At 75.0% G+C, this 8,449-nt stretch carries 8 protein-coding genes and 1 pseudogene; 4 read left to right on the top strand and 5 right to left on the bottom strand.

Annotated features, from left to right (window positions below; all coding sequences use genetic code 11):
• Positions 1–18: 18 nt before the first annotated feature.
• The 3 genes and pseudogenes from MW084_RS24585 to MW084_RS12630 form a co-directional block, all read right to left on the bottom strand.
• Positions 19–442 (bottom strand): annotated as a pseudogene (locus MW084_RS24585) (hypothetical protein); the annotation flags it as partial.
• Positions 443–471: 29 nt separating this feature from the next.
• The gene (locus tag MW084_RS12635) at positions 472–984 is read right to left on the bottom strand and encodes a GNAT family N-acetyltransferase (protein WP_010472810.1); all 513 of its coding nucleotides are present in this window, start codon (positions 982–984) and stop codon (positions 472–474) included.
• A gap of 91 nt (positions 985–1,075) precedes the next feature.
• Positions 1,076–1,651, bottom strand: a complete 576-nt coding sequence (locus MW084_RS12630) for a TerD family protein (protein WP_010472811.1) — start codon at positions 1,649–1,651, stop codon at positions 1,076–1,078.
• A 129-nt stretch (positions 1,652–1,780) separates the two neighbouring features.
• Here MW084_RS12630 and arfB point away from each other — a divergent pair, with 129 nt between their 5' ends.
• Positions 1,781–2,218 carry an alternative ribosome rescue aminoacyl-tRNA hydrolase ArfB gene (gene arfB / locus MW084_RS12625; RefSeq protein ID WP_029553654.1) on the top strand — a complete coding sequence of 146 codons (438 nt, stop codon included), beginning with the start codon at positions 1,781–1,783 and terminating at the stop codon, positions 2,216–2,218.
• A 55-nt stretch (positions 2,219–2,273) separates the two neighbouring features.
• On the opposite strand, the gene MW084_RS12620 is transcribed toward arfB, so the two are convergent.
• A complete protein-coding gene (locus MW084_RS12620) occupies positions 2,274–2,738 on the bottom strand; it encodes a flavin reductase family protein (protein ID WP_010472815.1) in 465 nt (154 codons plus the stop codon).
• Positions 2,739–3,090: 352 nt separating this feature from the next.
• Here MW084_RS12620 and cdgB point away from each other — a divergent pair, with 352 nt between their 5' ends.
• The gene (cdgB, locus tag MW084_RS12615) at positions 3,091–4,782 is read left to right on the top strand and encodes a diguanylate cyclase CdgB (RefSeq protein ID WP_010472816.1); all 1,692 of its coding nucleotides are present in this window, start codon (positions 3,091–3,093) and stop codon (positions 4,780–4,782) included.
• Positions 4,783–4,847: 65 nt separating this feature from the next.
• Positions 4,848–5,840 carry a carbohydrate-binding protein gene (locus MW084_RS12610; protein WP_010472818.1) on the top strand — a complete coding sequence of 331 codons (993 nt, stop codon included), beginning with the start codon at positions 4,848–4,850 and terminating at the stop codon, positions 5,838–5,840.
• A gap of 276 nt (positions 5,841–6,116) precedes the next feature.
• On the opposite strand, the gene nagA is transcribed toward MW084_RS12610, so the two are convergent.
• Positions 6,117–7,277 carry an N-acetylglucosamine-6-phosphate deacetylase gene (nagA, locus tag MW084_RS12605; protein WP_010472821.1) on the bottom strand — a complete coding sequence of 387 codons (1,161 nt, stop codon included), beginning with the start codon at positions 7,275–7,277 and terminating at the stop codon, positions 6,117–6,119.
• 760 nt (positions 7,278–8,037) lie between these two features.
• On the opposite strand from nagA, the gene MW084_RS12600 reads away from it, so the two are divergent.
• Entirely contained in the window at positions 8,038–8,277 is a 240-nt protein-coding gene (locus tag MW084_RS12600; protein WP_010472824.1) for a DUF3263 domain-containing protein, read from the top strand.
• The last annotated feature ends 172 nt before the right edge of the window (positions 8,278–8,449 follow it).

Here is an 8,449-nt window from a genome sequence, read left to right as displayed (position 1 = left end):
TCNGGTCGNNNTCGGNNNTGAAGTCCAGCTCGGCGTACTGGGGTTGCGCCGCCCGGCTGCCGCGCGGGTCCCGGTCGAGCCGCTCGACGATGTCGCACAGCGCCCACGCGAAGTCGAGCACCGGCACCCATCCCCAGGCCGTGGCCACCTCCCGGTCGGTCTCGGTGTCCGCCAGGTACACGTCCCCGCAGAACAGGTCGTGCCGCAGGGCGTGCACGTCGGCCCGCCGGTAGTCGGTCTGCGGGGGGTCGGGGAAACGACGGGAGAGCGAGTAGCCGATGTCGAGCACGTACGCGATGGTGTCACGTCCCCGGGCCGCCGCGTCCGGCGGTGCGGCCGAGGACGGGCGGGCGGGCGCCGGGCGGCCGGCGGGACGGCGTGCGCGGTCCCGGCCGCCGTCCCGCCCGCCGCCCGGAACCGCCGCCGGCGGCCCGCACCGCAGGGGGAGGTCCGCGCCCCGGCCGCCGCCGGCTACAGCGGCTTGCGGAGCACCACGCAGTCCCGGCCCGACCCGCGCTCCTCGCGGCGGTCGACCTCCTCGTAGCCGAGGGACCGCCAGAAGAGGAGCGCCTTGCGGTTGTTCTCCAGCACGGCCAGCTTGACGCCCCTGCGGCCCAGGGCCCGGAACCGCTTCTCGACGATCTCCGCCAGCTCGCGGCCGAAGCCCATGCGGTGGTCCCGGCCGTGCACCATCAGCAGCCCGATCCACGGGTCGGGGTCGTCCGGGTCCGGATGGTGCGCCAGGGTCACGGCGATGCCGATCACCCGGCCGGCCGACCGGGCCAGCAGCACCTCGGCGCCGGGCTGCGCCAGTTCCTCGGCGAGGGAGACGGCCACCTGCTCGGGCCGGATGTCGTCCGGGTCCGGGAAGTCCCCGCTGAGCTGCTGGAACTCCCGGTTCGACGCGTACAGGCCGGTGATCTCGGTGAGGAGCGGGCCCGGCAGGGCGCCCTCCTCGCCGAGCTCCAGCGGTTCGACGATCATGCGACCCACAGTAGGCAACGAAGGGCCCCGGGGCGGAGACCGCCACCGGGACCCGTCGTCCGCGTCCGCCCGCGGGCGCCCCGCGCGCGGATCAGACGTTCACGCCGAAGTCGCGGGCGATGCCCTCCAGGCCGGAGGCGTAGCCCTGGCCGACCGCGCGGAACTTCCACTCGGCGCCGTTGCGGTACAGCTCGCCGAAGACCATGGCGGTCTCCGTCGCGGCGTCCTCGCTGAGGTCGTAGCGGGCGATCTCGGCGCCGCCGTTCTGGTTCACGATGCGGATGTACGCGTTGCGGACCTGGCCGAAGTTCTGCGAGCGGTTCACCGCGTCGTAGATGGAGACCGGGAAGACGATCTTGTCGACGTTCGCGGGGAGGCCCGCGAGGTTGACGTTGATCTGCTCGTCGTCGCCGCCGCCCTCACCCGTGCGGTTGTCACCGGTGTGGACGATGGTGCCATCGGGGGTGGACTTGTTGTTGAAGAAGACGAAGTGGGCGTCGGAGGCGACCTTGCCGGACGCGTCGACGCCGATCGCCGAGGCGTCGAGGTCGAAGTCGGTGCCCGTGGTGGTGCGGACGTCCCAGCCGAGGCCCACCGTGACGGCGGTGAGGCCCGGGGCCTCCTTGGTCAGCGAGACATTGCCGCCCTTGGACAGGCTTACAGCCATGGAAGTCCCTTTCCTTCATCTGAGTGCTCCGTGCGTCACTGCTGATAACGCCCGGAGGGTCGAGGTGGTTCCAGAATCGCCCGTCACCGGCGGAAAAGCGCGTGACGGGGCGGGCGCCGGCCGGGGAACATGAAAGGCATGCCCGGTCCCCACGTCATCAGAGGCTCGGTCTGCCTGCCGGAGTCCGAGCTGGTCTGGCGCTTCTCCAGGTCCTCCGGGCCGGGCGGCCAGCACGTCAACACCAGCGACTCCCAGGTGGAGCTGCGCTTCGACCTCGCCCGTACGGAGGCGCTGCCGCAGGTCTGGAAGGAGCGCGCCCTGGAGCGGCTCGCCGGGCGGCTGGTCGGCGGCGTCCTCGTCGTACGGGCCTCCGAGCACCGGTCGCAGTGGCGCAACCGGGAGGCGGCGACGGTGCGGCTGGCGGGGCTGCTCGCGGAGGCCACGGCGCCCCCGCCACGCCCCCGGCGCCCCACGAAGGTCCCGCGCGGCGTCAACGAGCGGCGGCTGCGGGAGAAGAAGCAGCGGTCCGACACCAAGCGCGGGCGTTCGGCGCGTGACTGGTCCTAGGGCGCCCGGGGCCGGGCGCGACCGGCCGGGAGCCCCCGCGCAGCGCCCCGGGCGCCTACCCCAGGTGGCGGTACTTCCCCCGGAAGTACATCAGGGGCGCCCCCTCCGGGTTCGGGAAGGCCGCGGTCAGGACGCGGGCGATGACCAGCGTGTGGTCCCCGGCCTCCACCCGCTGCTCCGTCCGGCGCTCCAGCGCCGCCAGCGCCCCGCCGACCAGCGGCGCCCCCGTCAGCTCCCCGCGCGTGCAGGGGAGGTCCGCGAACAGCAGGCGGTCGCTGACCCTGCCCTTCATCGCGAACCGGCCCGCGATGTGCCGCTGGCCCTCCGCGAGGACGGAGACGCCCCACAGCGGCTGCTCCGCCAGCAGGTCGTCCATGCGGGAGCCGCTGCGCAGGCTCACCAGGACCAGCGGCGGGTCCAGGGACACCGACACGAACGCCGTCGCCGTCATGCCGACGTCCTCGTCCATCGGCGGCTCCACCGCCGTCACCAGGACGACGCCGGCCGCCAGCCGGGACATCGCCGCACGGAACTCCTCGCCGCTCACCCCTTCAGCATGGGGCAGGCGCGAGTCTGACAGTGAGGTTCGAGTCGTCGGGAGCACACCGGGAACGCTAACCTCACGCCTCACCCGTCCGCATCGGGCCGAGGGACCACTCGGAGCCGGGCCGGACCTAGGTCTTCGGGTGGTTTGCTTCCGGGATTTCCCGAACGTGGTCTTATTTTTGTGACTTAAGTCACATGAAGGATTAATTGTTGACCCTGTGTACCGGCGGCACAGCTCGCTGTGATTCAGTGGCCGGTGACACCGCACGAGAACACCGCTGACACACCTGGAGTTGTTGCTGTCGAGGTCTCGGGGAGAGCCAACAATGGAGACCGAGTCGGAGCCGTACGTCCGTCTTGCGACCCTGCGGCAGCTGCATCAGGTCGTCGCCAACCTCAACACGGCCCGCAGTCTGGCCGACACGCTGCAGACCGTCGCCGACGGCCTCCTCACCGGTCTCGGATACGAGCTGGCCTGCGTCAACCTCGTCCGCCCCGACGGCGACCTCGTCGTCGCCGCGCTCTCGGGGAACGCCGCGGCGGACGCCCTGATCACCGGACGGGTCGGCTCCCGCGCCTCCTGGGACCGGCGCCTCCGCATGGGGGAGGCCTGGGGCGACCTGCGGTTCATCCCCCACACCGAGGGCTGGGTCCTCATCGACGACGACGTGCCGCAGTGGCACACGGACGGCCCCGATCCCCGTTTCGAGGACGAGTGGCACCCGGGAGACCGGCTCTACGCCCCCATGTACACCTCCGGCGACCAGCGGGAGCTGCTCGGCGTCATCTCCGTCGACCGGCCCCGCAACGGCCGCCGTCCCGGCGCCTGGGGCCGTGAGGCGCTGCAGATGTACGCCTCCCAGTCGGCGATTGCGATCAGCAACGCCCGGTTGCGAGCAAACATGCAGCGCGCGCTGGTGCGGCTGGAGCGCGAGCAGCAGGCGCTGCGGGCCAGCGAGGAGTCCTTCCGGCAGGCGTTCGAGTACGCGCCGTCCGGGATGGCCATCGCGGAGATGGGCGGCGACCAGCACGGCCGGCTGCTGCGGGCCAACGACGCGCTGTGCCGCCTCCTCGGCAGGCCCGCCGCGGTGATGCGCCGGTACTCCTTCGCGGACCTCGTCCACCCCGGTGACGTGGGCACCCTGCTGCGGACGTCCGCCGAGGGCGGCCGCGCCGAACTGCGCCTCGCCCGCCGGGACGGCACGTACGTCTGGGTCTCCCTGCGCAACTCCGTGGTCGCCGACACCGCCGACGGCCCCCGCTTCCTCCTCACGCACGTGGAGGACATCGAGGAGCGCAAGCGCCACGAGCTCCAGCTCGCCCACCGCGCCTCCCACGACGCGCTGACCGGTCTGCCCAACAGCGCCGAGCTGCGCGCCCGGCTCAGCGCCCGGCTGTGCTCCCGCCCCGGCGACCGCATCCGGATCACCGCGGCCGACGCGGCCGGCTTCGAACCGGCGTACGGCGACGTCCACGGCGCCGGGTACGCCGGCGCGCACGAGTACGAGCACGGCTACCGCGGCGACGACTTCGGTTTCGGCGCCTCCGGGATCGTGGGCACCGGCGCGTACGACGGGCACGTCCACGCCGTCGCGCCCGACGGGGACGTCGACGACGGGACGAAGGGCCTCGCGGTCCTCTTCTGCGACCTCGACGGCTTCAAGTCGATCAACGACAGGTTCGGGCACCACACCGGGGACGCCGTCCTCATCGAGGTCGCCCGCCGGCTGGCCGCCGGGGTCCGCGACGGCGACACGGTCGCCCGGCTCGGCGGCGACGAGTTCGTCGTCCTCGCCGACGGGCTCGGCGCGGCCGACGCCGCGGACCTGGCCACGCGCCTCCGCAACGGCATCATCCCGCCGATCCGGGTGGACGGGCGCGCGGTGCGGGTGGGCGCCAGTTTCGGCATCGGCTGGGCTGAGTGCGGGATGTCCGTCGAGGAGGTCCTCAACTCCGCGGACCAGCGGATGTACGTGGAGAAGCGGTCCCGGGCCAAGACGCACCGCCGGGCGGGGTGACCCGTTCGGGGTAGGCTCGCCGGGGTCGGTGACGGCTGGCGAGCACGGATGAGGAGTGACCAGGGATGGCTGCCGGAAACCAGGGCAACGGTGAGGGCACGCCCGAGGACGACGACCCGTTCGGCTACCTGTATGCGGACGGCCAGGCGTCCGGCGCCCAGCGCGGCGGCCGCCAGGGCGGTTACGGCTACCCCGGTCCCGCCGGGGCCCAGCCGGGACGCCCCCGCACCTCGTACAACCAGGTCAGAGCGGTCGGCGAGCGTCCGCGCCCGCAGGTTCCGCCGCAGCCGCAGGCCCCCTACGGGCAGCAGCCCGGCACGCCCTACGGGCAGCCGCACCCGCAGTACGCCGCACCCGAGACGTACCCGGGCGGCGCCCCCACCCGGCCGGTCCCGGCCCGGGGCGGCGGTCGCGGCGGCCGGAACGGCGGGCCCAACACCAGGGGCCTGCTGATCGGCGCGATCGCGGTGGTCCTGGTCGTGGTGGCCGGAATCGCCGTGGCGTTCCTCACCAACAAGTCCGACGAGGAGACGGCGGCGCCCGACCCGGCCCCCTCCGTCGCCGTGTCCCAGAGCCCCGAGGAACCGGGCGGCCCGAGCCCGTCCTCCTCCCCGGAGCAGGACGCCGTCGAGCTGCCGAAGCGGGACGCCGCGACGCTCCAGCTCACCCCGCCGGCCGTGCTCGGCACGGCGGTGAAGGGGGCGCAGGGCGCGGGCGGGGCGTACGTCACGTTCAACGGCGTCGGCGGCGCGGCCAGCTGGAAGGTCGACGTGCCGCAGGACGGCCCGTACACACTGTTCCTCACCTACAGCGTGCCCGGCAAGGACGCGAAGACCTCCCTCACCGTCAACGACGGCAAGCCCCGCAAGATCAACATGTCGAACTTCGCGCGCGCCCCCCAGGGCGACTGGGAGAAGGGCTGGACCAGGACCTACTCCTGGGTCCAGCTGAAGAAGGGCGAGAACGACCTGAAGATGTCCTGCGAGCCGGGCGACCAGTGCGAGGCGTACCTGGACCAGGTCTGGCTCAAGTCCGGCCAGGTGAGCAGCGCCGGGTAGCGGCCCGCCGGACGGGGCCGCGGACCGGCCCGGGCGTACGGGCTCGGGTCGCCGGGCGATGGCCCGGGCGGGCGCGGCGGCGGCCCGGGTGCCGTCCGGGGTGACCGCGAGGAGCCCGTCCGCGCCGAGGGACGCGACGACCGCGCGCGCCGCNCCGGCGGGCGCTCCGGGCGGCGCGCAGCGGCTCGCGGNACCCGGCGGGGGCGGCCGGCCCGTCGGCGCCGGGTGCGACCAGGTCGGGGCGGCCGGTGGCGCCCCGGCGCAGCGTGCCGGGTGTCATCCCGTCCGGGGCTCGACCACCCACTCGCCCTTGCGCATCACGCCCTTCAGGGCGAAACCCCCGTCCAGGACGACCAGGTCGGCGTCCTTGCCGGGCTCGATCGAACCGATCCGGTCGTCCAGGCCCAGCAGCCTCGCCGGGTTGGCCGAGAGCGCCCGGACGACCGCCTCGACGGGCAGCCCGTCGACGGTGGCGGCGCGCCGGAAGGCGGTGTCGAGGGTGAGGGTGGACCCGGCGATGGAGCCGCCCTCGACGAGCCGGGCCACCCCCGCCCTGACCTCGACCTCCAGTGGACCGAGGCGGTAGGTCCCGTCCCCGAACCCGGCCGCGTCCATCGCGTCGCTGACGAAGGCGACCCGGTCCGCTCCGGCGTGGCGGAACGCCAGGCGCAGCGCGGCGGGGTGCAGGTGGGTGCCGTCGTTGATCAGCTCGACGGTGACCCTCTCGTCCTCCAGGAGGGCGGCGGCCGGGCCGGGCGCGCGGTGCCCCAGGCCGGGCATCGCGTTGAACAGGTGCGTGGCGACGGTGATGCCGGCGTCGACGGCCTCGACGGTCTGCTCGTAGGTGGCGTCGGTGTGGCCGACGGCGGCGATGACGCCGCGCTCGGCCAGGAGGCGTACGGAGTCGAGGCCGCCGGGCAGCTCCGGCGCGAGGGTCACCATGCGGGCGTGGCCGCGGGCGGCGTCGACCAGCGCGCGCACCTCGGCCGGGTCGGGGTCGCGCAGCAGGGCCCCGCTGTGGGCGCCCTTGCGGCACGGGGAGAGGAACGGGCCCTCGAAGTGGATGCCGGCGATGTCGCCCTGTTCGGCCAGTTCGGCCAGCTCACCGGCGCGGCGGGCGAGGAAGCCCAGGTCGCCGGTGACGGTCGACGCGACGAGGGTGGTGGTGCCGTGCGCCCGGTGGGTGCGGACACCCCGCAGCACCTCGTCGAGGGTGCCCGAGGTGAAGGACGCGCCGCCTCCGCCGTGGTTGTGGAGGTCGACGAAGCCCGGCACCAGCCAGTGGCCCGCGAGGTCCAGCGCGGGCGCGTCGGCGGGGACGCCGGCGCCGTCGGCGATCCGGGTGCCCTCGACGGCGACCCGTCCGCCTTCGACGACACCGGTCGGCAGCACCACGCGGGCCCCGGTGAGGACCTTGCGGTCGGCGTGAACGGTCATCGGTCGGATACCTCCGGTTCGGTGACGTACGGGCCCCGGGGGCGGGCGGGTCCCGGAGGTTCCGTACCCCGGCGGCCGGCGGCGCCCCTCCCGGCACCGCCGGCCGCGTGAGGGCGGTGGCGTGTCCCACCCGGCACGGTGCCGTCCCGAGCGGTGCGAGGGGCCCGGTCCGTCCGGGCGGCCGGTCGCGGCGCGTCCACCGGGAAACGGTCCCACGACGGGCACGGCGGCGCCTCGGTCGAAGACCGCGAGTCGCGCCCGCCGGGAGGCGGCGCTCCCCGCCCGCGCCGCCGGACGGGGATCCGGGGGCCGTTCGGGGCNNNCNCNNNCTNTNNCNNNTCNGNNGCGGNNGNNNNCCNNGGCGGGTACGGNCCCCCTGGGGTCGGTGCCCGGGTACGCGGGCGCGGGGGCGTGGGCTGCCGCATCCGGCCTCCGAACCGGCCCGCGTACGGACCTCCTATCCTTCGGGGAGGGAACGCGGCTCGAAGCGAGGGTGGTGGACGGTGCGCCGTCACAAGGGGACGACCGCGGCGCCGGTCGCGCCGGCGACCACGGCCGCGCCGACGACCACGGCCGCGTCACCGGAGCGCGTGGAGGGCGCCGCCCACGGGGCCGTCCCCGGACTCGCCGCCGGCCGCACCGGTGCCGGCACGTCGCACGCGGAGGGCACCGGCGGGACCCCGGCCGGACGGCGGCCCGCGGGCCGTGCCGGAGGAGACGGGAGCCGCCGGGGCGGCGGCGCGGTGGGCGAGGAGCGGACATGACCGAGGAACGCCCCCCGCTCGGCGACCGCGAGCGCGCGGTCCTCGCCATGGAACGGCGCGCGTGGCCGGGACCGGGAGCGAAGGAGCGGGCGATCCGGGAGCAGCTCGACCTGTCGCCGGTCCGGTACTACCAGCTGCTGAACGCCCTGCTGGACGACGAGCGGGCGCTGGCCCACGACCCTGTCACCGTCAACCGCCTCCGCCGCCTGCGCGCCGCCCGGGACGCCCGCCGCTGAGCTCCCGCCGCGTCCCCGCTCCTGCCGCCCGCCGCGGGCCGCGTCCGCGCCGCCCGGCGCCGGGCCTCCGCCATGTCCGCACCGTCCGGAGGCCCGGCGCCGGGCCTCCGCCGCCTCCGCGTCCCCGCCGCCCGCCGCTGAGCTTTCACCGCTGAGCCTCCGGCCCCCCCGG

The sequence above is a fragment of the Streptomyces sudanensis genome, assembly GCF_023614315.1.
GTDB lineage: Bacteria > Actinomycetota > Actinomycetes > Streptomycetales > Streptomycetaceae > Streptomyces > Streptomyces sudanensis.
The sequence above is the reverse complement of the archived record's forward strand: the minus strand, read 5'-3'. Positions and strand labels throughout refer to the sequence as shown.